Below are 23,170 nucleotides of genomic sequence, written 5' to 3' on the forward strand. Positions count from 1 at the left end.
GGCCTTGCGCACCGTCGGCCCCTTCGGGGACGGACGGCCCGGGGCCCGGCCCCGGCCGGCGTGTCCGGCTACTTGACGACCGTCAGCGGAAGCAGCTTCCTGCCGGTCGGCCCGATCTGGATGGACGTGTCCATCTGGGGGCAGACCCCACAATCGAAGCACGGGGTCCAGCGGCAGTCCTCGACCTCCGTCTCGTCGAGGGCGTCCTGCCAGTCCTCCCAGAGCCAGTCCTTGTCCAGGCCGGAGTCCAGGTGGTCCCAGGGCAGGACCTCCTCGTAGGACCGCTCACGGGTGGTGTACCAGTCGACGTCCACACCCTGCGGCGGAAGCACCTTCGCGGCGCACTCCATCCAGCGGTCGTAGGAGAAGTACTCCCGCCAGCCGTCGAAGCGGCCGCCGTCCTCGTAGACGGCGCGGATGACGGCGCCGATCCGCCGGTCGCCGCGGGAAAGCAGGCCCTCGACGATGCCGGGCTTGCCGTCGTGGTAGCGGAAGCCGATCGAGCGGCCGTACTTCTTGTCGCCGCGGATCTTGTCGCGGAGCTTGGCCAGCCGGGCGTCGGTCTCCTCCGCGGAGAGCTGCGGGGCCCACTGGAAGGGGGTGTGCGGCTTGGGGACGAAGCCGCCGATGGAGACGGTGCAGCGGATGTCGTTGCTGCCGGAGACCTCGCGGCCCTTGGCGATGACGTTGACCGCCATGTCACCGATCTGGAGGACGTCCTCATCGGTCTCGGTGGGCAGGCCGCACATGAAGTACAGCTTCACCTGCCGCCAGCCGTTGCCGTAGGCGGTGGCGACCGTGCGGATCAGGTCCTCCTCCGAGACCATCTTGTTGATGACCTTGCGGATGCGCTCGGAGCCCCCCTCGGGGGCGAAGGTGAGGCCGGACCGGCGGCCGTTGCGGGTGAGCTCGTTGGCCAGATCGATGTTGAAGGCGTCGACCCGGGTGGAGGGCAGCGAGAGGCCGATCTTGTCCTCTTCGTAGCGGTCGGCGAGCCCCTTGGCGATGTCGCCGATCTCACTGTGGTCGGCCGAGGAGAGCGAGAGCAGGCCGACCTCCTCGAAACCGGTGTTCTTCAGGCCCTGGTCCACCATCTCGCCGATGCCGGTGATGCTCCGCTCCCGCACCGGGCGGGTGATCATGCCGGCCTGGCAGAAGCGGCAGCCGCGGGTGCAGCCGCGGAAGATCTCCACGGACATCCGCTCGTGGACGGTCTCGGCGAGCGGGACCAGCGGCTGCTTGGGGTACGGCCATTCGTCGAGGTCCATGACGGTGTGCTTGGACACCCGCCACGGCACCCCGGAGGTGTTGGGCACGACGCGGGCGATCCGGCCGTCCGGCAGGTACTCGACGTCGTAGAAGCGGGGGACGTACACCCCGCCGGTCTTCGCCAGCCGGAGCAGCAGCTCCTCGCGGCCGCCGGGCCGCCCCTCCGCCTTCCACGCCCGGATGGTCTCGGTGATGGTGAGCACGGCCTGCTCTCCGTCGCCGATGACCGCGCAGTCGACGAACTCCGCGATCGGCTCGGGGTTGAAGGCGGCGTGGCCGCCGGCCAGGACGATCGGGTCGTCCTCCGTCCGCTCGGCGGCCGAGAGCGGAATCCCGGCCAGGTCGAGGGCGGCGAGCATGTTGGTGTAGCCGAGCTCCGTGGAGAAGCTCAGGCCGAAGACGTCGAACGCCTTCACCGGGCGGTGCCCGTCCACGGTGAACTGCGGTACCCCGTGCTCCCGCATCAGCTTCTCGAGGTCGGGCCAGACGCTGTAGGTGCGCTCGGCGAGGACGCCCTCGCGCTCGTTGAGCACCTCGTAGAGGATCATGACGCCCTGGTTGGGCAGTCCGATCTCGTAGGCGTCCGGGTACATGAGCGCCCAGCGGACGTCACAGGCGTCCCAGTCCTTGACGGTGGAGTTGAGTTCTCCGCCGACGTACTGGATGGGCTTCTGAACATGCGGGAGAAGCGCTTCCAGGCGTGGGAAGACCGACTCGACAGGCATCGCGGTGTCTCTCATGAAGCGGATAGGGGGACCATCCAGCGTACCGCCCGTCCCGCACCGGACGAACGCGTCGGCCGGGAGGACGGGACCGGGGGCGGCGCGGCGCCGCTCAGGCCGAGAGGGGCCGCTGCACCTTGATGGACTGGAGCAGGCCCACCGCGATCCAGACGGCGAACATCGAGGTGCCGCCGTAGGAGACGAAGGGCAGCGGCAGGCCGGCGACCGGCATGATGCCCAGGGTCATCCCGATGTTCTCGAAGGACTGGAAGGCGAACCAGGCGATGATGCCGGCGGCGACGATCGTGCCGTACAGCTCGGTGGTGTCCCGGGCGATGCGGCAGGCGCGCCAGAGGACGACACCGAGCAGCAGGATGATGAGCCCGGCGCCGAGGAAGCCGAGTTCCTCGCCGGCCACGGTGAAGATGAAGTCCGTCTGCTGCTCGGGCACGAACTGGCCGGTGGTCTGGGTGCCCTTGAAGAGTCCCGTGCCGTAGAGGCCGCCGGAACCGATGGCGATCCGGGCCTGGTTGGTGTTGTAGCCGACACCGGCCGGGTCGAGCTCGGGGTTGGCGAAGGCGGCGAACCGGTTGATCTGGTATTCGTCGAGCACGCCGAGCTGCCAGACGAGGACGGCGCCGGCGGCGCCGGTGCCCATCAGTCCGAAAACCCAGCGGTTGGAGGCGCCGGAGGCCAGCAGCACGCCCAGCACTATCACCGCCATGACCATCACGGAGCCGAGGTCCGGCATCAGCATGATGACGGCCATCGGTACGGTCGCGAGGGCCAGGGCCTGCACGACGGTCCGGTGGTCGGGGTGCACCCGGTCGCCGGCGTCCACCCGCGCGGCCAGCAGCATCGCCATGCCGAGGATGATGGTGACCTTGGTGAACTCGGACGGCTGGAGGGAGAAGCCGCCGATGTCGAGCCAGGCGTGCGCGCCGTTGACGGTGGTGCCCAGCGGTGTCAGTACGAGGGCGACCAGGACCACGGAGAGTCCGTAGAGGATCGGCACCGCGCCGCGCAGGGTGCGGTGGCCGAGCCAGACGGTGCCCACCATGAGGGCGAAGCCGATCCCGACGTTCAGGGTGTGGCGCACCAGGAAGTCGTACGGATCGCCGTTGTTGAGCTCCGTGCGGTTGCGCGTGGCCGACCACACCAGCAGCGAGCCGAGGCCGGAGAGCATCAGGGCGGCCAGCAGCATCGGCCAGTCGAGGCGGCGGAGTATCGAGTCGCGCGCGGTGAGACGGCCCCAGACGCCCTGTTGCGGGGTGTAGCGGCTGATGGAGAAGCCGAAGCCGTGCGCGGTCACTCGCCGCCCCTCCGTCCGGCCGCCTTGGGCATCTTGGCAGCCTTGATGGAGCCGTCCTCGCGGATCTCCGGCAGGTCCTTCTGCGGCTTGGGCAGCAGCGCCTTCTTCTTGTTGATGCCGCCCTTCTCGTCGATGCCGTAGAGCGCGTTGTAGAGGTTGCGCACGGCGGGGGCGGAGGCGCCGGATCCGGTGCCGCCCTGGGAGATCGTCATGACGATCGCGTAGTCCTCGGTGTACGTGGCGAACCAGGAGGTCGTCTGCTTGCCGTAGACCTCGGCGGTACCGGTCTTGGCGTGCATCGGGATCTTGTCCTGCGGCCAGCCGCCGAACCGCCAGGCGGCGGTGCCGCGGGTGGCGACACCCGCCAGGGCCTTGTCCATCTGCCGCATCGTCTTCTTGTCGACGGGCAGTTTGCCGCGTGCCTTCGGCTCGATCTTCTCGATCTCCTTGCCGTCGGGGCTCACGATCGCCTTGCCGACGGTCGGGGTGTGGAGGGTGCCGCCGTTGCTGATGGCGGCGTAGATGGACGCCATCTGGATGGGGGTGACGAGGGTGTCGCCCTGGCCGATGGAGTAGTTCACCGAGTCGTAGGCGTGCAGTTTCATGCCCCCCAGGCAGTTCTCCCGGGAGAGCACCGTGAGGTAGTCCTTCTTCTTCGGCCATCGCTTGGCGCGCTCGCACCAGTCGTCCTTGTTGGCCTCCCAGAAGTCCTTCTTCCACTGGCGGTCGGGGATCCGGCCGCTGACCTCGTTGGGGAGGTCGATGTCCGTCTTCTCCCCGAGGCCGAACTCGTGGGCGGTCCGGTAGAACCAGTCCTTCGCGTTCTTCTTCGGCTTGAGGCCGCCGTCCTTGCGCCACTCCTGGTGGGAGAGGCGGTAGAAGACGGTGTCGCAGGAGACCTCCAGGGCCCGGCCGAGGTCGATCATGCCGTGGTCCTGCGACTCGAAGTTCTTGAAGACCTGGTTGCCGATGCTGTACGAGCTGGTGCAGGCGTAGTTGCCGTTGAAGTCGTAGCCGGCCCTGACCGCGGCGGCGGTCGGGACGACCTTGAAGATGGAGCCGGGGGCGGCCTGGCCCTGGATCGCCCGGTTGAGCAGCGGGTAGTTGGACTTCTTGGCGGTCATCTTGGCGTAGTCCTTGCCGGAGATGCCGCCGACCCAGGCGTTGGGGTCGTAGTCCGGGTTGGAGGCCATGGCGACGATCCGGCCGGTCTTCGCCTCCATGACGACGACGGCGCCCGCGTCGGCCTCGTAGTTGCGGTTGGTGTTGCGGTCGTGCTGCTTGCGGGCTTCCTTCATCGCCTGGTGCAGTTCCTTCTCGGCGAGGGCCTGCACCCGGGCGTCGATGCTCGTGATCACGTTGTGGCCGGCCACGGCCGGGTCGCTCTCGGTCATGCCCATCACACGGCCGAGCTTGTCCACCTCGTACCGGGTGACACCGGCCTTGCCGCGCAGCCACTTGTCGTAGGAGCGCTCCAGGCCGGACCGCCCGACCTGGTCCGAGCGGAGGAAGGGCGAGTCGGTGTCCTCGGCCTCCTTGATCTCCTCGTCGGTGACGGGCGACAGATAGCCCAGGACCTGGGCGGTGTCGGCGCCGCCGGGCGCGGCGTAGCGGCGGACGGCGGTGGGCTCGGCGGTGATGCCGGGGAAGTCCTCGGCGCGCTCGCGGATCGTCAGCGCCTGCTGGGCCGTGGCCTCGTCGGTGATGGGGATGGGCTGGTACGGGGAGCCGTTCCAGCAGGGCTGCTTGGTCTTGGCGTCGCACAGCCGGACCTTCTCCATGACCTCCCTGGGCTTCATGCCGAGCACTCCGGCGAGTCGGGTCAGCACGGCCTCGCCGTCGTCCCGCATCTTCAGCAGCTCGGTGCGGCTGGCGGAGACGACGAGCCGGGTCTCGTTGTCGGCGAGCGGGACCCCGCGGGCGTCGAGGATGGAGCCGCGGACGGCCGGTTTGACGACCTGCTGGACGTGGTTTCCGGCGGCCTCGGCCGTGTACTCGTCGCCGTTGCGGATCTGGAGGTACCAGAGCCGCCCGGCGAGGGTGGCGAGGAGGGAGAAGACCAGGATCTGGATGGCGATGAGCCGGATGGTGACCCGGGAGGTCCGCCCGGTCTCCGGAATGTTGCTCACTGCGCTGCCCCCTGGAGTGCTGCCGCCGGCGGTGCCGTGTGCGCGGCCCGGCCGGCGCGGTCGTCGGGTCGTACGGGTGTGCCCCGGCGCGTCGTCACAGCCGCTTGACCCCCTTGATGCGGGCCGCCCGGACCCTGGCCGGGCGGCCGCCGCCCAGCAGTCCGCCGCGCTGGCCGCCGATGCGGCCCCCGGCCCGGCCGCCGCGTCCGGTCCCCAGCCGCTGCCCGGTGCCGCTGCTCAGCCAGTTGCCGTAGGCGCCCTTGCCGCTGCCGGTGCCGCTCGCGGATTCCGCCAGCGGGTCGATCTCGGTGCGGCGGGCCAGTGCCATCACCCCGGGGACGACGAAGGGGGCCAGCAGCAGGTCGTAGAGGGCCGCGGTGGCGAGCAGGCCGGGCAGGCCGACCTGGCGGGCGGAGGTGTCGCCGACGAGGGCGCCGACACCCGCGTAGAGGAGGGTGGTGCCGACGGCCGCGATGACGACCGCCAGCAGGGGGGCGGTGGCCGAGCGGAGCCGGCCGCTCTCCGGCTTGGCCAGGCCGGTGAGGTAGCCGATCAGGCAGAGGACCAGGGCGTAGCGTCCGACGGCGTGGTCGGCCGGGGGCGCGAGGTCGGCGAGCAGTCCGGCGCTGAAGCCGATCAGGGCACCGCTGACGTGGCCGTAGACGAGGGCCAGTCCGAGGACCACCAGAAGGGTGAGGTCGGGGACGGCGCCGGGCAGTTGCAGCCGGGCGAGAACGCTCACCTGGAGGACGAGGGCGACGACGACGAGGGCCGCGGAGAGCAGGATCCGGTTGAGGCGCATCGGTCAGTTCCCGTCGGGAGCGGGGATGGAGGGGGTGGCGGTGACCGTCACCGTGGGCGTCGGCTTGGGCCGCTTCGGCTTCGGCGGCAGCACGGTGTCCCGCGGGTCCTTGCGGGGCGGCTGGACGACGACGCCGACGATGTCGAGCTTGGTGAAGCCGACGAAGGGCCGGACCTGCACCGTACGGGTCAGCTCTCCCCGGGAGGGGTCGACGCGGGTGACCTCGCCGACGGGCACGCCGGCCACGAAGGGCTTGCCGCCCTGCGAGCCGAAGGTCACCATCCGGTCGCCCTTCTTGACCACGGTCTTCCCGTTGAGCAGCTGAACGCGCAGGTCGCGGCCGCCCTGGCCGGTGGCGAAGCCGAGTTCGCCGCTTCCTTCCAGCCGGGTGCCGACGGTGAAGTCCGGGTCGTTGGCGAGGAGGACGGTGGCGGTCGAGGGGCCGACGGTGGTGACGCGTCCGACGAGGCCGTCACCGTTGAGCACGGTCATGTCGCGGGCGATGCCGTCCTCGCTGCCGACGTCGATGGTGACCGTCCAGGAGAAGCCCTGGGCCGCTCCTATGGCGATGACCTGGGCGCCCTTGATGCGGTACTGGCCGGCGCCGGCGGTTCTGAGCATCTTGTCGAGTTCACCGGCCCGGCTGCGGGTGCGGTCGTCGCTGCCGAGTTTGAGCTTCAGGGCGGCGTTCTCCTGCTCCAGGGCCGCGATGCGGCTGTGCCGCTCGCCCGAGTCGCGGACCGCGCCGATGGCGTTGCCGATCGGGTCGACGGCGGACGCGACGCCGTTCTCCACCGGCCCGAAGGCCGATGCGGCGGCCTGCCGGGCGCCGTCCAGCGGTGACTCCTCGCCGCCGCGGATGTCCACCGTGATCAGCGCGAACGCGATGGCGATCAGCAGCACCAGGAGCAGCCGGCTCTCTCGTGTGTCCCTCACGTGCGACGGCGTGCCTTCCTCGTCGGACCGGCCGGCCGCGGCCGGGTCCGGTCATCATCGGGAGCTGTGGTCCTGGAACGGTCCCGTTCCGGAAGCGGTCCCGGGTGGCGGAACGGTGGGGGCCGCCGTGTGCCGCGGTCCCCGGGGAGGGGTGGTGGGCGGCGCGCCGGCCGGGCCGGCCGGTGCGCCGCCCGGGTCTAGCGGCGGGGCTGGGAGTCCAGCACCTGCTGGAGCGCCTCGAACTCCTCCACGCACTTGCCGGAGCCGAGCGCGACGGAGTCCAGGGGGTTCTCGGCGATGTGGATCGGCATGCCCGTCTCCTGGCGCAGCCGCTCGTCGAGCCCGCGGAGCAGGCCGCCGCCTCCGGTGAGGACGATGCCGCGGTCCATGATGTCGCCGGACAGCTCCGGCGGGCACTTGTCGAGCGTGGTCTTGACGGCGTCGACGATGGCGTGGACGGGCTCCTCCATGGCCTTGCGGACCTCGCCGGAGGAGATCACCACGGTCTTCGGCAGGCCGCTGACCAGGTCACGGCCCCGGATCTCGGTGTGCTCGTCCTCGCCGGAGTCGAAGGCGGAACCAATCGTGATCTTGATGTTCTCGGCGGAGCGCTCACCGAGGAGGAGGCTGTACTCCTTCTTGATGTGCTGGATGATCGCGTTGTCCAGTTCGTCACCCGCGACCCGGATCGACTGGGCGGTGACGATGCCGCCGAGGGAGATCACGGCGACCTCGGTGGTACCGCCGCCGATGTCCACCACCATGTTGCCGGTGGCCTCGTGCACCGGGAGGCCGGAGCCGATCGCGGCGGCCATCGGCTCCTCGATGATGTGCACCTGCCGGGCGCCGGCCTGCGTGGAGGCCTCGATCACGGCGCGGCGCTCGACCCCGGTGATGCCGGAGGGCACGCAGACGACCACCCGAGGGCGGGCCAGGTAGCGCCGCTTGTGGATCTTGAGGATGAAGTAGCGGAGCATCCGCTCGGTGATCTCGAAGTCGGCGATGACGCCGTCCTTGAGCGGGCGGACGGCGACGATGTTCCCGGGGGTGCGGCCGATCATCTTCTTCGCCTCGGCCCCGACCGCCAGAATTCCGCCGGTATTCGTGTTGATGGCGACGACCGAGGGCTCATTGAGGACGATGCCGCGGCCTCGGACATACACCAGGGTGTTCGCGGTGCCGAGGTCGACAGCCATGTCACGGCCGATGAACGACATGTTGTTCCCCATGAGGATATGTCTGGCCTTCCCAGCTGGAAATGATGACTTTTGAGGTCAGGCGGGGTGAGGACGATGGGTGTGAAGCTTCCATCGTAGTCACGACCGCGGCGGCTCCGCGCGACGGCCCTCCCATTGTCGGGGGAAGGAATGCCTGCCTCTGTAATGCTGACGTCGTGTCGGAGTGATGGGTTCCCCTCCGGGCCCCCGCATATGCCAAGGGGCGGCCGGTTTCCCCGGCCGCCCCAGGTCACACGCGGGTTACGACTGACAGATCGTCAGGCCACATGCCCCTCCGGAAGCGGTGCTCAGGCCGCCCCGGGGAAGAAGAGCTTGAACTCCCGCTCCGCCGACTCCTCGGAGTCCGAGGCGTGGATGAGGTTCTCGCGCACGATCGTGCCGAAGTCGCCGCGGATGCTGCCCGGACCGGCGGCGATCGGGTCGGTCGGGCCGGCCAGGGCGCGGACGCCCTCGATCACCCGTTCCCCCTCGACGGCCAGGACCACGACCGGACCGGAGGACATGAACTCCACCAGCGGCTCGTAGAACGGCTTGCCGACATGCTCGCCGTAGTGCTGCTCCAGCACCTCGCGGCCCAGCTCGCGCAGTTCCAGCGCGCTGATCCGCCAGCCCGCCTTCCGCTCGATACGGCCGATGATCTCGCCGATCAGATTCCTCCTGACCGCGTCCGGCTTGAGGATGACGAGCGTGCGCTGGCTCACGGCATGAGCTCCTTCGTGTCTGCGGGTGCGGGGTGGCACGAGGCTACAGGGGCGGCCGGAGCGGGCGGCACGCCGTGTCCGCGCCGGAACCCTCCCGGCGCACCCCTCCCGGAGCGCGCCACCGGACGGGGCGGATCAGGCCGCGGCGCCCGGGGCGTGCCGGGCCCTCGCCTCGTCGATCCTGCGCCCGTAGTGCACCGAGGCCCACCACAGGCCCGCGAAGACGGCGCCGAGGAAGAACATCGCCGGCACCACCAGGCCACTGGCGATCAGCGCCGCCTGAAGCGCCCACCCGGTCGCCACCGCGCCCGGCCGGGACAGCACACCGGCCAGGGCCAGGCAGAGCAGCATCGCCGTGCCGCTCACCGTCCAGACCAGCCCGGCGGAGAGGTCCGAGGTCCGCATCACGACCAGCCCGGCGAAGCCGATCACGAAGAACTCGCCGATCAGCGTGGACGCGCACAGTGTCCGCATCGCTCAGCCCCTGCCCTTCCCCAGCAGCAGCCGGGCCTCACCCACCGTGATCACCGAACCCGTCACCAGCACGCCCGCGGCGGCGAACTCGCCCTCCTCCTCGGCCAGGGTGATCGCCGCTTCCAGCGCGTCGTCCAACCGGGGTTCGACCTGCACCCGCTCCTCGCCGAACACCTCGACGGCGAGCGCCGCCAGTTCGTCCACGTCCATGGCCCGGTGGGTGGAGTTGCGGGTCACCACCACCTCCTGGAACACCGGCTCGAAGGCCTCCAGCAGGCCCTTGACGTCCTTCTCACCGCTCGGGCCGACCACGCCGACCAGATGGCCGAAGCCGAACGCCTCGGTCACCGTCGCGGCCGCCGCGCGCGCCCCCGCCGGATTGTGGGCCGCGTCCAGGACGACCGTCGGGCTCTTCCGCACGATCTCCATCCGGCCCGGCGACACCACCGAGGCGAAGGCCGTGCGCACCGTATCGGCGTCCAGCAGCCGGGCGTGCTCCGAGCCGATGCCGAAGAACGCCTCGACGGCGGCGAGCGCGACCGCCGCGTTGTGCGCCTGGTGCGCACCGTGCAGCGGCAGGAAGATCTCCGGGTACTCGCCGCCGAGGCCGCGCAGCGCCAGCAGCTGCCCGCCGACCGCGATCTCGCGGCTGGTCACGCCGAACTCCATGCCCTCGCGGGCCACGGTGGCGTCCACCTCCACGGCCTTCTTGAGCATGGCCTGCGCGGCGTCCACCGGCTGCTGGGCGAGGACGACCGTGGCGCCCTGCTTGATGATCCCGGCCTTCTCCACGGCGATCTCGCCGGTGGAGCCGCCGAGCCGGTCGGTGTGGTCCAGGTCGATGGGCGTGACGACGGCGACCCCGGCCTCGATCACGTTGGTGGCGTCCCAGCTGCCGCCCATGCCGACCTCGACGACCGCGACGTCGACCGGCGCGTCGGCGAAGGCGGCGTACGCCATGCCGGTGAGCACCTCGAAGAAGGAGAGCCGGTGCTCCTGCGCGGTGTCGACCATCTCCACGTACGGGGCGATGTCGCGGTACGTCTCGATGAACTTCGCGGCGGGCACGGGCGCGCCGTCGATGCTGATGCGCTCGGTCACCGACTGCACGTGCGGGCTGGTGTAGCGCCCGGTGCGCAGCTCGAAGGCGGTCAGCAGGGCCTCGATCATGCGGGCGGTACTGGTCTTGCCGTTGGTGCCGGTGATGTGGATCGACGGATACGAGCGCTGCGGCTCGCCGAGGACGTCCATCAGCGCGCTGATGCGGGTGAGGGACGGCTCCAGCTTCGTCTCCGGCCAGCGGCCCGCCAGCTCGGCCTCGACCTCCCGGAGCCGGCGGTCGGTCTCCGGGTCCTCGGGACGGGCGGGGGCCTCGTCGGCCCCCGGCGGACCGGCCTGGGTGCGCAGGGTCCGGCTGCCCGCCTCGATCACCGCCAGATCCGGATCGCGGCCGGTCTCCGCCTCGACGATTCTGTCGAAGGGGTCCTCGGGTTCGTCGGGCTGGGAATTCCCGTGCGGGGCGCGCTCACTCACGGGGGTCAGTCTACGGAGCCGTACGGGTGCCGGCGTCCGACCGGGCCGTGCTCCCGGTCACCCCCGCCGCGCCACGGCGGGCCGCCCGCCCCGCCCGGTGGATGAGGGGAACGGCGCGGGGAACGCCGCGTCCCCCGCGCCCGGCGGATCGGCCGGGCGCGGGGGACGGTGGCGTGAGACCGCCGGTCAGCCCTGGGGGAGGCCGGCGAGCTGGGCGGTGATGCGCTCGATGTCCGCCTCGGCGGTGCTCAGCCGGGTGCGGATCTTGTCCACGACGTGGTCCGGGGCCTTGGCCAGGAACGCGCCGTTGCCGAGCTTCGCCGTGGCCTGGGCCTTCTCCTTCTCGGCGGCCGCCAGGTCCTTGGTGAGCCGCTTGTGCTCGGCCGCGACGTCGATGGTGCCGGAGAGGTCCAGCGCGACCGTGGCGCCCGCGACCGGCAGGGTGGCGGTGGGCGTGAAGCCCTCGCCCTCCGGCTGGAGGCGGAGCAGCTGCCGGATGGCGGGTTCGTGGCCGGCGAGGTCCGTGCCCGCCAGGTCCAGCCGGGCCGGGACCTTCTGGCCGGGCTGGAGCCCCTGGTCGGCGCGGAACCGGCGGACCTCGGTGACCACCTGCTGGACCGTCGCGATCTCCCGCTCGGCCGCGGCGTCGCGGAAACCGCTGTCGCCGGGCCAGTCGGCGATGACGACCGACTCCCGTCCGGTGAGGGCCGTCCACAGCGTCTCGGTGACGAACGGGATCACCGGGTGCAGCAGGCGCAGCGTGACATCCAGGACCTCGCCGAGGACCCGGCGCGAGGCCTCGGCGGCGGGGCCGCCGGCCTGGAAGACGGTCTTGGTCAGCTCGACGTACCAGTCGAACACCTCGTCCCAGGCGAAGTGGAAGAGGGTGTCGCTGAGCTTGGCGAACTGGTAGTCGTCGTAGTACGCGTCGACCTCGGCGACGACCGCGTTCAGCCGGGAGAGAATCCAGCGGTCGGCCGGCGACAGCCCGTCCGCCGCGGGGAGTCCGCCCTCGACCGTGGCGCCGTTCATCAGGGCGAAGCGGGTGGCGTTCCAGATCTTGTTGGCGAAGTTGCGGGACGCCTGGACCCAGTCCTCGCCGATCGGGACGTCGACGCCCGGGTTGGCGCCGCGGGCCAGGGTGAAGCGAACGGCGTCGGAGCCGTACTTGTCCATCCAGTCCAGCGGGTTGACCGCGTTGCCGAAGGACTTCGACATCTTCTTGCCGAACTGGTCGCGGACCATGCCGTGCAGGGCGATGGTGTGGAACGGCGGGGTGCCGTCCATCGCGTACAGGCCGAACATCATCATCCGGGCGACCCAGAAGAAGAGGATGTCGTAGCCGGTGACCAGGACGGAGTTGGGATAGAACTTCGCCAGGCTGTCGGTCCGTTCGGGCCAGCCGAGGGTGGAGAACGGCCAGAGCCCGGAGGAGAACCAGGTGTCCAGGACGTCGGCGTCCTGCCGCCAGCCCTCGCCGGTCGGCGGCTGCTCGTCCGGGCCGACGCAGACCGTCTCGCCGTTCGGGCCGTACCAGACCGGGATGCGGTGGCCCCACCACAACTGCCGCGAGATGCACCAGTCGTGGAGGTTGTCGACCCAGCCGAAGTAGCGGGACTCCATCTCCTTGGGATGGATGGTGACCCGGCCGTCGCGGACGGCGTCGCCCGCGGCCTTCGCCAGCGGGCCGACCTTGACCCACCACTGCATCGACAGCCGCGGCTCGATGGTCGTCTTGCAGCGCGAGCAGTGGCCGACGGAGTGCGTGTACGGGCGCTTCTCGGCGGTGATCCGGCCCTCGGCGCGCAGCGCGGCGACGATGGCGCTGCGCGCCTCCAGCCGGTCCAGGCCCTGGAACGGGCCGTGCGCGGTGATGACCGCGTGCTCGTCCATGACCGTGAGGCTCGGCAGGTCGTGGCGCCGGCCGATCTCGAAGTCGTTCGGGTCGTGGGCGGGCGTCACCTTGACGGCACCGGTGCCGAACTCCGGGTCGACGTGCTCGTCGGCGACGACCGGGATCCGGCGGCCGGTGAGCGGCAGCTCGATCTCGGTGCCGACGAGGTGGCGGTAGCGGTCGTCCTCCGGGTGGACGGCGACGGCGGTGTCGCCGAGCATCGTCTCCGCACGGGTCGTGGCGACGACGATGGAGTTCTCGCCCTCGCCGTAGCGGATGGAGACCAGCTCGCCCTCGTCGTCCTGGTACTCGACCTCGATGTCCGAGATGGCGGTGAGGCAGCGCGGGCACCAGTTGATGATGCGCTCGGCGCGGTAGATCAGCTCGTCGTCGTAGAGCCGCTTGAAGATGGTCTGGACGGCGCGCGAGAGGCCCTCGTCCATCGTGAAGCGCTCACGGGACCAGGCGACGCCGTCGCCCAGGCGCTTCATCTGGCCGGAGATCTGCCCGCCGGACTCGGCCTTCCACTTCCAGACCCGCTCGGTGAACGCCTCGCGGCCCAGGTCGTGCCGGGACTTGCCCTCCTTGGCCAGCTCCCGCTCGACGACGTTCTGCGTGGCGATGCCGGCGTGGTCCATGCCGGGCTGCCACAGCGTCTCGTGGCCCTGCATCCGCTTGCGGCGGGTGAGGGCGTCGATCAGCGTGTGCTCGAAGGCGTGGCCGAGGTGGAGGGAGCCGGTGACGTTGGGCGGGGGGATGACGATGGTGTACGGCTCTTTGGCGCTCTTCGCGTCCGCCTCGAAGTAACCGCGCTCTACCCAGCGCTCGTAGAGCGGCCCCTCCGCGTCGGCCGGTGCGTACTGGGTCGGCAGGTGGGCGGGGGCGCTGCTGTGGGCCCCGGTCCCGGGGCGCTGGGAGTTGTCGGTCACGACCGTCAGTCTAAGGGCGGGGCCTCCGCTGTTACGAACCCGTTGCCGCCCCGGGGTAAAGCCCGCATAAGTCGTCGGGGAGGATGAGCCCAACTGTTCTGTGCACCGAGGGGGATTCATGAGTCACCACCAGCCGCCACCGCAGCCGGGCCCGTACGGGGGCGGCGCGCCCGGCCCGTACGGCCGGGGCGGTGCGGCCGGAGCCCCCGGCCCCGGCTGGTCGCCGCAGGCCCCCGGCCAGGTGCCTCCGCAGGGCTACGGGTATCCGCAGGGCGGACCGCCGCCCGGCCCGTACGGGCAGCCGCCGCAGCCCGGCCCGTACGGCGGCGCGCCGGGCCCCTACGGGCAGCAGCCCGGCGGCCCGCAGCCGCCCCACGGGCGGCCGCAGCCCCACGGCCGGATGCCCCCGCCCCCGCCGGGCGGCGGCAAGGGCAGGCGGGCGGGCGTCATCGTGGGTGCCGCGGTGGCGGTGGCCGCGATCGCCGGCACGCTGGTCTTCCTCACCGGCGGATCCGGCGACGACGGCCCGCACAAGCTGACCACGCCGCAGACGGTCGCCGGCGAGTTCGAACGCCAGGGCGAGGGCAAGGACGACTCCGGTGTCTCCGGCAAGGACCGGGAGTCGCTGGACCAGCTTCCCGGCGTCAAGGACCCGCATCCCGTCCAGGCCGAGTACGCGACGGCCTCCAAGAAGCAGATGCTGCTGACCGGTGTCTGGGGCACGGTCGACAATCCCGAGCAGGTCATCGACGCCATGTTCACCGTGCTGCGGACGATGGCCGAGGACGAGGGGACCGTCGAGGTCCTCGGCAGCCCCGAGGAGGCCGAGCCCGACGGTCTCGGCAGCGCCGTGATGAAGTGCCAGAAGTTCAAGACGACCAACGAGGACCCGAACGCCAAGGTGAAGGAGGCCGAGCTTCCCGTGTGCATCTGGGCGGACTCCAGCACGGTCGGCGGCGTCATGGTCATCGATCCGCTGGCCGTCCTCGCCGGCAAGGCGGACCTCGACGCGGTCGCGGAGACCACGGCCGAGGTGCGGGCGGACGCCCGGGTCGAGCTCGGCAAGTGATCCGGGCCCGGGGAGAGGACGAGCCGCGCATGAGCCACCAGCAGCCGGGTCCGTACGGCGGACCGCCGCAGCAGCAGCCGCAGGGCGGACCGGGTTACGGCCACCCGGGGCAGCCGGGCGGGTACGGCGGGCAGCCCGCCCCGTACCACCCCGGTGCGTACGGCGGGCACCCCCAGGGCCAGCCGCAGCCGTACGGCCGGGTGTCCCCGCCCGCGCCGGGCGGCGGCAAGGGCAGGACGGCCGGCATCGTGGCGGGCGCCGTGGTGGCGGTGGCCGCGATTGCCGGGGGTGTCGTCCTCTTCGGCGGTGGAGGCCCGGGCGGCGGCGGTGACATGGCCCCGTACACCGTGAAACTGCCGGAGAAGCTGGTCAACGGCGAGTACACCCGGGCCGAGGGCGGCGACGGGCAGGGCGGCGGGCTGGCCGGCGGGAAGGAGGCCGCGAAGCTGGGTGTCAGGAACGGCTCCTCCGTCTCCGGCAGTTACACCAACGCCGCGAACGACAATCTCGTCGTCGCCGGCCTGTATGGCGAGATCGACGACCCCGGGGCGGCGGTCGACCGCCTCTTCGCGCAGATGGAGAAGAACCAGGAAGCGGTCTCCGCCACCGTGCGGATCGACGAGGTCACCCCGGTCCGGGAGTACTCCCCGGACGGGTTCGACGGGACCGTGATGAAGTGCAAGACCCAGAAGGCGACGGCCGGTTCGGGCGCCGCCGAGGTCACCTCCGGGGCGACGTTCTGCGCCTGGGGCGACACCAGCGCCCTCGGGGTGGTCCAGTTCCAGATCACGTCGATGGACGACTCCAGCGAACTCAAGTCCACCGACGAGGTGGCGGAGATGACGAACACGGCCCGGGACGAGAGCCGCGTCGAGAAGTAGCCCGGAACGCCGCGCAGCACCCGGCGCGCCCCGGCACCCCGTATGTCCACAGCTCCCGGCGCACCCGGGCACCGGGAGCGAGAACCACCAGCAGCGCGTCCCGAGGGGGGACCTCATGAGCCACAACCAGCCTCCGCCGTCGCCCGGTCCGTACGGCGGCGGGCAGCCGCCCAACCCGTACGGCGCCCCGCAGCAGCCGGGCTACGGCTATCCCCAGCAGGGTCAGCCGCACATCCCGCAGCAGCCCCATCCGCAGCCGGGCTACGGGTACCCGCCGCAGGGCGGCCCCGCCGGTCAGCCGTGGCCGCAGACCCCGCCGCCGCCCCCGTCGCGCGGGCTGGGCAAGGGCGCCGTCATCGGGATCGTCGCCGGTTCGGTGGCGGTGCTGACCGTGGTCGGCCTCGGGGTCGCCGCGCTCCTCGGCGGTCCGGAGGGCACCGAGAAGCTCACCACGCCGCAGTCCCTGCTGGGCGGCGACTACGAACGCGCCGAGGACAGCGCGCAGTTGGAGCAGCAGCGCAAACTGCTCCAGGACGAACTGCCGTCCGACGGCACCGCGGTGGTCGGCCAGTACCTGAAGGGCGGCAGCATCGAGAAGGGTGCGCTGATCCTCTCCGGCGCCTGGGGGGACATCGACTCCGACCCGGCGGAGATGCGCAAGGACGCGCTGGACGGCATGGTGCAGGGCCAGCCGGGTTCGCAGGTCGTCCAGAAGCAGACGGACTACGAGATCAACGGTGACACGCTCAGCTGCCAGTTGGTGAAGGCCGGCCAGGGGCTGGCGAACATGTACATGCCCGCCTGTGCCTGGGCGGACAACTCCACCATGGCCGTGGTCGCCGTCGTCTCCGCCGACTACACCTCCGAGGGCTCCGTGGACCTCAAGGAGTTCTCCGAGACGGTCGGGAAGGTCAAGGAGGAGACCGTCCAGCCGAAGTGACGGCAGAACCCCCGGGCCCGCGGCCGCTCCGGCGCCGCGGGCCCGGCGACGCCGAAAGGGGCGGCCCGGTGCATCCCGGCCCGCCCCTTCGGCGTTGTGCTCACGGCGCCGTGCTGACGGCGCGGTGCCGACGGCGCCGTGCTCAGGCGCTCTTCTCGTGCCGCTCCCCCGGCTCGCCGCCGCGGCTGCGCGGCACGAGCGTCGGGTTCACATTGGAGTGCACGACCTCGGCGGTGATGACGACGCGGGCGACGTCCTTGCGGGACGGCACCTCGTACATCACCGACATCAGCACCTCCTCCATGATGGCGCGCAGGCCCCGGGCCCCGGTGCCGCGCAGGATCGCCTGGTCGGCGATGGCCTCCAGCGCCGGGCGGTCGAAGTCCAGCTCGACGTTGTCCAGTTCGAAGAGGCGCTGGTACTGCTTGACGAGCGCGTTGCGCGGTTCGACCAGGATCTGCAGCAGCGCCTCGCGGTCGAGGTTGTGCACGGAGGTGATGACCGGGAGCCGCCCGATGAACTCGGGGATCATCCCGAACTTCACCAGGTCCTCCGGCATGACCTCCTGGAACTGGTCGCTGGCCTCGATCTCCCGCTTGGAGCGGATGGTCGCGCCGAAGCCGATGCCCTTGGCGCCGGCCCGGGACTCGATGATCTTCTCCAGACCGGCGAAGGCCCCGCCCACGATGAACAGCACGTTGGTGGTGTCGATCTGGATGAACTCCTGGTGCGGGTGCTTCCGCCCGCCCTGCGGCGGCACCGAGGCGGTGGTGCCCTCCAGGATCTTCAGCAGGGCCTGCTGCACGCCCTCGCCGGAGACGTCGCGGGTGATCGACGGGTTCTCGCTCTTCCGCGCGACCTTGTCGATCTCGTCGATGTAGATGATCCCGGTCTCGGCCTTCTTGACGTCGTAGTCGGCCGCCTGGATCAGCTTCAGCAGGATGTTCTCGACGTCCTCGCCGACATAGCCGGCCTCCGTCAGCGCGGTGGCGTCGGCGATGGCGAACGGGACGTTGAGCATCCGGGCCAGGGTCTGCGCCAGCAGGGTCTTGCCGGAACCCGTCGGGCCGAGCAACAGGATGTTGGACTTGGCCAGTTCGATGCCGTCGTCCCGGCTGTCGCGGCTGTTCTCGCCGGCCTGGACCCGCTTGTAGTGGTTGTAGACGGCGACGGACAGGGCCTTCTTCGCGGCCTCCTGCCCGACGACGTACCCTTCCAGGAACTCGTAGATCTCGCGGGGCTTGGGGAGTTCCTCCCAGCGGACCTCGGAGGTCTCCGCGAGCTCCTCCTCGATGATCTCGTTGCAGAGGTCGATGCACTCGTCGCAGATGTAGACACCCGGGCCTGCGATGAGCTTCTTCACCTGCTTCTGGCTCTTTCCGCAGAATGAGCACTTGAGCAGATCGCCGCCGTCACCGATACGTGCCACGAGGTGCTTCCCCTTCGCCTGGGATCCGCCCTGATCATCGGACCCTGGTGCCTGTCTGGGTTGTCCGGAGTCCGCGACGCGGTCAGTCGTCACGGTCCGCCGCCCCCTCCCGACGGTACCTTGCCGGGCCCCCGGTCCGGGCCCCCCTTGGACCGACTCGGCCCAAGGGGGATACCGCAGTTATGCGGAAACGGAACTCTTCCGGGTCGAAACGATCTGGTCGATCAGACCGTACGCCAGGGACTCGTCCGCGTTGAGGATCTTGTCGCGCTCGATGTCGTCCTTGATCTGCTCGATCGGCGTGGTGGAGTGCTTGGCGAGCAGCTCCTCCAGCATCGAGCGGGTCCGGATGACCTCGTTCGCCGCGATCTCCAGGTCGGAGACCTGACCGCGCCCGATCTCACTGTACGGCTGGTGAATGAGGACCCGGGCGTTGGGGAGGGCCATGCGCTTGCCGGGGGTGCCGGCGGCGAGCAGCACGGCCGCGGCGGACGCCGCCTGGCCCATGCACACCGTCTGGATGTCCGGCTTCACGAACTGCATGGTGTCGTAGATCGCGGTCAGCGCGGTGAACGAGCCACCGGGGCTGTTGATGTAGATCGAGATGTCCCGGTCCGGGTCCATGGACTCCAGGCAGAGCAGCTGGGCCATGACGTCGTTCGCCGAGGCGTCGTCGATCTGCACCCCGAGGAAGATCACGCGCTCCTCGAAGAGCTTCGCGTACGGGTCGTACTCGCGCACGCCCTGGGAGGTGCGCTCGACGAAGCGCGGCACGATGTAACGGGACTCGGCCTGGTGACTGGTGTCGTACTGAGCGCGCAGACCCTCGGGGAGGCCGCTGCCGGAGAGATTGTTCATAAGACTGTTCACCGTCCTGGTGGCGATCTGTGGGCTGAGGGGTCTGGACTCGGGGCCGCCGTCAGGGCTCAGGCCCCGGTGCCGCCCCCGCCCGGAACGCCGGTGGCGGAGGGCATGACGTCGTCGATCAGGCCGTAGTCCTTGGCCTCCTGGGCCGTGAACCAGCGGTCGCGGTCGGAGTCGTGGGTGATCTGCTCGACGGTCTGGCCGGTGTGGAAGGCCGTGAGCTCCGCCAGCGTGCGCTTGTTGCGCAGCAGCCGCTCCGCGTGGATCTTGATGTCCGAGGCGGAACCGCCCAGGCCCGCGGACGGCTGGTGGATCAGGATCTCGCTGTTCGGCAGCGCGAAGCGCTTGCCGCGGGTCCCCGCGCTCAGCAGGAACTGGCCCATGGAGGCGGCCAGACCCATGCCGATGGTCACGATGTCGTTCTTGATGTACTGCATGGTGTCGTAGATCGCCATGCCGGCCGTCACCGAGCCGCCGGGACTGTTGATGTAGAGGAAGATGTCCTTGTCCGGGTCGGCGGCCAGGAGCAGCAGCTGCGCCGTGATCTTGTTGGCGATGTCATCGTCCACGGGCTGGCCGAGGAAGATGATCCGCTCATTGAGCAGCCGGTTGTAGACCTGGTCGCCGAGACCGCCGAAATTGGGCTCAGCGGCGGCGGAGGGCATCGGGATCGTCACGTGTCCACCTGCTCTAGTCGGACGGCGACGGGCCGTCTCAGCGTGTCTTTCGGGCCGGGGATCCGGGTGGTGCCGGGGCGCTCCCGGCGCCTTCCGGAGACTCCCCTGCCCCCGTATCTACGGACCCTAACGCGCTGGTCGGCGGGCGCCATCCCGCATTGTCAGCTGTTCGCTGTGAGCGCAGGCCCGGCGGCGCGGGGCGCCCGGACGGGGCACACCGGAACGCGGCAGGCCCGGACGCGGTGCGCGTCCGGGCCTGCCACAAGCGGTCCCCGCGGGTTCCGTACCGGGGGGCGCGGAGCGGAGGTTCAGGCGCCGGTCTCGCCGGTCTGCGCGGCCTTCTCGGTCGCCTCCTGACCGGCGGCGGCGGTGTCGCCGGACTCGGGGGCGGACTCCTCGGAGGCCGCCTCGGCCGTCTCCGCCGCCTCGTCCTCCTCCTCGTCCTCCAGGTCGACGATCTCGCCGTTGGTGTCCTTGACCGTGGCGGCCTCGACGACCACGGCGAGCGCCTTGCCCCGGGCGACCTCGCCGACGAGCATCGGCACCTGGCCGCCCTCGACGACGGCCTGGGCGAACTGGTCGGGGCTCATGCCGGAGGACTGGGCACGGCGCATGAGGTGCTCGGTCAGCTCCTCCTGGCCGACGGAGAGCTTCTCCTTGTTGACCAGCTCGTCCAGGACGAACTGGGTGCGGATGCCCTTCTCCGCCTGCTCGCGCAGCTCGGCGTCGAACTCCTCGGCGGTCTTGCCCTGGACCTTGAGGTAGCCGTCCAGGTCCATCCCCATCTGGCCGAGCTGGTGGTGCTCCAGGTTGTGCTTGCGGGTGTTGACCTCGTCGTCGAGGAGCTTCTCGGGGATCGGGACCTCGACCAGCTCCAGAAGGGCGTCGAGCACCTTCTCCTGGGCCTCGGTGGCCTGCTCGTACACCTTCGACTGCTCCAGGCGCTTGCGGCTGTCCGCGCGCAGCTCCTCCAGGGTGTCGAACTCACTGGCCAGCTGGGCGAAGTCGTCGTCCAGCGCGGGGAGTTCACGGGCGGCGACGGCGGTGACGTCGACCTTGACCTCGGCCTCCCTGCCCTGGGCGGAGCCGCCCTTGAGCTCGGAGGTGAAGGTGGTGCTGCCGCCGGCCTCCAGGCCGGTCACGGCCTCGTCGATGCCGTCGAGCAGTTCGCCGGAGCCGATGGTGTAGCTCACGCCCTTGGCGACACCGTCCTCCAGGACCTCGCCGTCGACCTTGGCCTCCAGGTCGATCGTCACCACGTCGCCCTCGGCGGCGGCGCGCTCGACGGGGGTGGTGGAGGCGAAACGGTCACGGAGCTGCTCGACCGCCTTGTCCACGTCCTCGTCGGTGACCTCGACGGCGTCGACGGTCACCTCGATACCGGAGTAGTCCGGGATCTCCAGGGACGGGCGGATGTCCACCTCGGCGGTGAAGGCCAGGACCTCGCCGTCCTTGAGCTCCGTGATGTCGACCTCGGGCTGGCCGAGCGGGTTGAGGTCGCCCTCGTTCACCGCGTCGGTGTAGAACTTCGGCAGCGCGTCGTTGACGGCCTCCTCCAGCACCGCGCCGCGGCCGAACCGCTGGTCGATCACCCGGGCGGGGATCTTCCCCTTGCGGAAGCCCGGCACCGTGACCTGCTGGTTGATCTTCTTGTACGCCGCGTCGAGGCTGGGCTTGAGCTCCTCGAAGGGCACCTCGACAGTGAGCCGAACCCGGGTCGGGTTCAGGGTCTCCACGGCGCTCTTCACGGTTCGGTCTCCTTGGGGCTGACTTCTGGGATGCTGCAGAGGGATCTCGACTCTCTGCCGATGGCGCCCCATGCGGTGATCGACTGGGTGGATCCACAGTGGATGACCGACACAGACGGACACGGGCACGCAGCTTGCATAGTAACCGCAAGCGGTATCCGGTCCCTAACGGGAGCGGGCCCGCCCGCGACCGCATCTCCCGGCGGCCGCGGTACCGGTGCCGCGGCCCGGAAAAAGCCGCGGTCCGTCGGTCACGGGGGGCGGGGAACGGCGGTGATGGTCGGGGTGGCCGGATTCGAACCGACGGCCTTCCGCTCCCAAAGCGGACGCGCTACCAAGCTGCGCCACACCCCGCTGGTGCGAGACGTAGGGTACATGGCCGCAGGTGCGGGAGGGCGCCGTAACGGGAGCGGCCGGTGACGGGTGTGCGAGTGACCGTCCGGACCCGCTACGATGCACACCGTGCCGCGGCGGCTCCGCCGGGCGGCGCGTGCGGGCGTAGCTCAATGGTAGAGCCCCAGTCTTCCAAACTGGCTACGCGGGTTCGATTCCCGTCGCCCGCTCCACAGGCATCGGGGCCGGATCCGGAAGATCTTCTTCCGGGTCCGGCCCCGGGTCTTTTCCACGGCCGGATCAGTAGGGTGACGGCATGGAGATCTGGGTCAACCCCGCCTGCTCGAAGTGCCGCTCCGCCGTACGCCTCCTCGACGACGCGGGCGCCGAGTACACGGTCCGCCGCTACCTGGAGGACCCGCCGAGCACGGACGAGCTGCGCGCCGTACTCGACCGGCTCGGCCTCGAACCGTGGGACATCACCCGGACCCGGGAGGCCGAGGCGGGGGAACTGGGCATCGGCGCCTGGCCGAGGGAGCCGGCCGAGCGGGAGCGCTGGATCGGGGCCCTGGCCGCGCATCCGCGGCTGATCCAGCGTCCGATCATCACCGCCGACGACGGCACCGCCGCGGTCGCCCGCGACGAGGACACCGTCCGGGACACCATCGCGCGGGGACGCTGAGGAACCGCGCGAGGGCGAGGAACCGCCCGAGGGCGGAGCCGGGAAGCGGGAGCGGGAGCCGGTGCGCGCCCGCGCGGAGCCTCCCGTGCGGGCGGCCCGCGGTCCCCGTGCGGCGGTGCGCCGGTCAGAAGCTGATCTGGTTGAGCGTGTCCGCGAGCGAGTCCAGCAGTCTCTGGATGGTCGGGGCCATGCCCGACGACGCCAGGAAGAAACCGAACAGCACGGCCACCAGGGCCGGTCCGCCCTTGAGCGACCCGGACTTCATCAGCACGATCATGATGATCAACAGGACGACAACAGCAGACAGCGAAATGACCACAACTGATCCCACCCTCGGTCGGAACGACGTCACCGGCCCCGGAAGTGCGGCCCCGCACCCCACGCCGGGACCATCGTGCCACCAACGCGGGACGGGGTTGTCCCCTGTTGGTATTTCGTCGGCCATCTGTTCACGCCAGCCCTATGCCCACGGCCGGCCCTCGGGCAAACGGCCGGGGCCGCGGCGGCCCGCGCCCGTGATCCATGTCATGTTCACGGACGGGGCCGATACCCATCAAACGGGCGGATCGTCCGCCTTGAGCTGCGCCGGACGGGGTAGCAGCCGTCAT

Annotated in this window: 19 protein-coding genes and 2 tRNA genes; 5 read left to right on the forward strand and 16 right to left on the reverse strand. The window is 70.6% G+C overall.

The window, feature by feature from the left end:
• Positions 1-68: 68 nt before the first annotated feature.
• The 10 genes from KBZ10_RS02420 to KBZ10_RS02465 form a co-directional block, all read right to left on the reverse strand.
• Positions 69-1,994 carry a TIGR03960 family B12-binding radical SAM protein gene (locus tag KBZ10_RS02420; protein ID WP_210986059.1) on the reverse strand — a complete coding sequence of 642 codons (1,926 nt, stop codon included), beginning with the start codon at positions 1,992-1,994 and terminating at the stop codon, positions 69-71.
• 109 nt (positions 1,995-2,103) lie between these two features.
• A complete protein-coding gene (rodA, locus tag KBZ10_RS02425; RefSeq protein ID WP_210985794.1) occupies positions 2,104-3,303 on the reverse strand; it encodes a rod shape-determining protein RodA in 1,200 nt (399 codons plus the stop codon).
• The gene (gene mrdA / locus KBZ10_RS02430; protein WP_210985795.1) at positions 3,300-5,432 is read right to left on the reverse strand and encodes a penicillin-binding protein 2; all 2,133 of its coding nucleotides are present in this window, start codon (positions 5,430-5,432) and stop codon (positions 3,300-3,302) included. The genes rodA and mrdA overlap by 4 nt, the downstream gene beginning before the upstream one ends.
• A gap of 94 nt (positions 5,433-5,526) precedes the next feature.
• Positions 5,527-6,234 carry a rod shape-determining protein MreD gene (mreD, locus tag KBZ10_RS02435; protein WP_210985796.1) on the reverse strand — a complete coding sequence of 236 codons (708 nt, stop codon included), beginning with the start codon at positions 6,232-6,234 and terminating at the stop codon, positions 5,527-5,529.
• A gap of 3 nt (positions 6,235-6,237) precedes the next feature.
• Complete coding sequence (gene mreC / locus KBZ10_RS02440; RefSeq protein WP_210985797.1) at positions 6,238-7,170, reverse strand: rod shape-determining protein MreC; 933 nt, start codon at positions 7,168-7,170, stop codon at positions 6,238-6,240.
• A gap of 197 nt (positions 7,171-7,367) precedes the next feature.
• Positions 7,368-8,387: a rod shape-determining protein gene (locus KBZ10_RS02445; protein WP_210986060.1), complete on the reverse strand. Its 1,020-nt coding sequence runs from the start codon at positions 8,385-8,387 to the stop codon at positions 7,368-7,370.
• A 308-nt stretch (positions 8,388-8,695) separates the two neighbouring features.
• Positions 8,696-9,109, reverse strand: a complete 414-nt coding sequence (gene ndk / locus KBZ10_RS02450) for a nucleoside-diphosphate kinase (RefSeq protein ID WP_210985798.1) — start codon at positions 9,107-9,109, stop codon at positions 8,696-8,698.
• Positions 9,110-9,244: 135 nt separating this feature from the next.
• Complete coding sequence (locus KBZ10_RS02455) at positions 9,245-9,583, reverse strand: DUF4233 domain-containing protein (protein WP_210985799.1); 339 nt, start codon at positions 9,581-9,583, stop codon at positions 9,245-9,247.
• A gap of 3 nt (positions 9,584-9,586) precedes the next feature.
• The gene (locus tag KBZ10_RS02460; RefSeq protein WP_210985800.1) at positions 9,587-11,116 is read right to left on the reverse strand and encodes a folylpolyglutamate synthase/dihydrofolate synthase family protein; all 1,530 of its coding nucleotides are present in this window, start codon (positions 11,114-11,116) and stop codon (positions 9,587-9,589) included.
• Positions 11,117-11,302: 186 nt separating this feature from the next.
• On the reverse strand, positions 11,303-13,939 hold the full coding sequence (locus tag KBZ10_RS02465) for a valine--tRNA ligase (RefSeq protein ID WP_307847143.1): 2,637 nt from the start codon (positions 13,937-13,939) through the stop codon (positions 11,303-11,305).
• A 118-nt stretch (positions 13,940-14,057) separates the two neighbouring features.
• Here KBZ10_RS02465 and KBZ10_RS02470 point away from each other — a divergent pair, with 118 nt between their 5' ends.
• The 3 genes from KBZ10_RS02470 to KBZ10_RS02480 all read left to right on the forward strand — a co-directional run bounded on the left by KBZ10_RS02470 (position 14,058) and on the right by KBZ10_RS02480 (position 16,829).
• A complete protein-coding gene (locus KBZ10_RS02470; RefSeq protein WP_210985802.1) occupies positions 14,058-15,008 on the forward strand; it encodes a hypothetical protein in 951 nt (316 codons plus the stop codon).
• A gap of 29 nt (positions 15,009-15,037) precedes the next feature.
• On the forward strand, positions 15,038-15,889 hold the full coding sequence (locus KBZ10_RS02475) for a hypothetical protein (RefSeq protein WP_210985803.1): 852 nt from the start codon (positions 15,038-15,040) through the stop codon (positions 15,887-15,889).
• 115 nt (positions 15,890-16,004) lie between these two features.
• Entirely contained in the window at positions 16,005-16,829 is an 825-nt protein-coding gene (locus KBZ10_RS02480) for a hypothetical protein (RefSeq protein WP_210986099.1), read from the forward strand.
• A 142-nt stretch (positions 16,830-16,971) separates the two neighbouring features.
• Here KBZ10_RS02480 and clpX read toward each other — a convergent pair whose 3' ends face one another.
• The 5 genes from clpX to KBZ10_RS02505 all read right to left on the reverse strand — a co-directional run bounded on the left by clpX (position 16,972) and on the right by KBZ10_RS02505 (position 21,901).
• On the reverse strand, positions 16,972-18,258 hold the full coding sequence (gene clpX / locus KBZ10_RS02485) for an ATP-dependent Clp protease ATP-binding subunit ClpX (protein ID WP_210985804.1): 1,287 nt from the start codon (positions 18,256-18,258) through the stop codon (positions 16,972-16,974).
• A gap of 180 nt (positions 18,259-18,438) precedes the next feature.
• Positions 18,439-19,116 (reverse strand): ATP-dependent Clp protease proteolytic subunit, encoded by a 678-nt coding sequence (locus tag KBZ10_RS02490; RefSeq protein ID WP_282107768.1) that lies wholly within the window; start codon positions 19,114-19,116, stop codon positions 18,439-18,441.
• A 68-nt stretch (positions 19,117-19,184) separates the two neighbouring features.
• Complete coding sequence (locus KBZ10_RS02495) at positions 19,185-19,787, reverse strand: ATP-dependent Clp protease proteolytic subunit (protein ID WP_210986061.1); 603 nt, start codon at positions 19,785-19,787, stop codon at positions 19,185-19,187.
• Between the two features lie 320 nt (positions 19,788-20,107).
• Complete coding sequence (tig, locus tag KBZ10_RS02500) at positions 20,108-21,547, reverse strand: trigger factor (RefSeq protein ID WP_210985805.1); 1,440 nt, start codon at positions 21,545-21,547, stop codon at positions 20,108-20,110.
• Between the two features lie 277 nt (positions 21,548-21,824).
• Positions 21,825-21,901 (reverse strand) — tRNA-Pro (locus KBZ10_RS02505).
• A gap of 138 nt (positions 21,902-22,039) precedes the next feature.
• On the opposite strand from KBZ10_RS02505, the gene KBZ10_RS02510 reads away from it, so the two are divergent.
• A tRNA-Gly gene (locus KBZ10_RS02510) sits at positions 22,040-22,113 on the forward strand.
• Positions 22,114-22,196: 83 nt separating this feature from the next.
• Entirely contained in the window at positions 22,197-22,562 is a 366-nt protein-coding gene (locus tag KBZ10_RS02515; RefSeq protein WP_210985806.1) for an ArsC/Spx/MgsR family protein, read from the forward strand.
• 124 nt (positions 22,563-22,686) lie between these two features.
• Here the strand turns inward: KBZ10_RS02515 and KBZ10_RS02520 are convergent, their stop codons facing one another.
• Positions 22,687-22,881 carry a hypothetical protein gene (locus tag KBZ10_RS02520; RefSeq protein ID WP_030547231.1) on the reverse strand — a complete coding sequence of 65 codons (195 nt, stop codon included), beginning with the start codon at positions 22,879-22,881 and terminating at the stop codon, positions 22,687-22,689.
• Positions 22,882-23,170 lie beyond the last annotated feature (289 nt).

The organism is Streptomyces sp. F63 (assembly GCF_018070345.1).
GTDB lineage: Bacteria > Actinomycetota > Actinomycetes > Streptomycetales > Streptomycetaceae > Streptomyces.